The organism is Streptomyces durocortorensis (genome assembly GCF_016901035.1).
Taxonomy (GTDB): Bacteria; Actinomycetota; Actinomycetes; order Streptomycetales; family Streptomycetaceae; genus Streptomyces; species Streptomyces durocortorensis.
The window spans coordinates 1-515 of record NZ_JAFEUF010000554.1 but is presented as its reverse complement, the minus strand read 5'-3'; the positions used below and the strand labels follow the sequence as shown (position 1 = coordinate 515).

At 79.4% G+C, this 515-nt stretch carries 1 protein-coding gene; it reads left to right on the top strand.

Translation table 11 applies throughout. From position 1 onward, the window contains the following. Nucleotides 1–515: bifunctional DNA primase/polymerase (locus JS521_RS36045; RefSeq protein ID WP_205087040.1), on the top strand; the 515-nt coding region annotated here is incomplete at both ends.

Genomic DNA, 515 nt, shown 5'->3' with positions numbered 1-515 from the left:
TTCCCGCTCTCCGCCACCAAGCTCCCCGCCCTGCGCTCCCCCCACCGCGGCGAGCGGTCCCCGGCGCACTGCCGGGGCGAGTGCGGCCTGCCGGGCCACGGGGTGCACGACGCCACCACCGACCCCGCGGCCGTCCGCGCCCTCTTCGCCGCCGCGCCCCGGGCCACCGGCTACGGCATCGCCTGCGGGCGCGTCCCGCACCGCCTCATCGGCATCGACCTGGACGTCGACCCCGCGTACGGCAGCGACGCGGCCGGCGCGCTGCGGCAGCTGGCCCTCCAGCACCTGTTCACCATCCCGGCGACGGTCACGGTGCTCACTCCGAGCGGCGGCCGCCACCTCTGGCTGACCGGCCCCGCCGACGCGACGGTCCCCAACTCCGCCGGCCGCCTCGCCCCGGGCATCGACATCCGCGGCAGCGGCGGCTACCTGGTCGGCCCCGGCTCGGTCACCGCCCACGGCCGCTACCGCCTCGCCCCCGGCACCGCCCACCTCACTCCGGCCCCGTGCCCCCG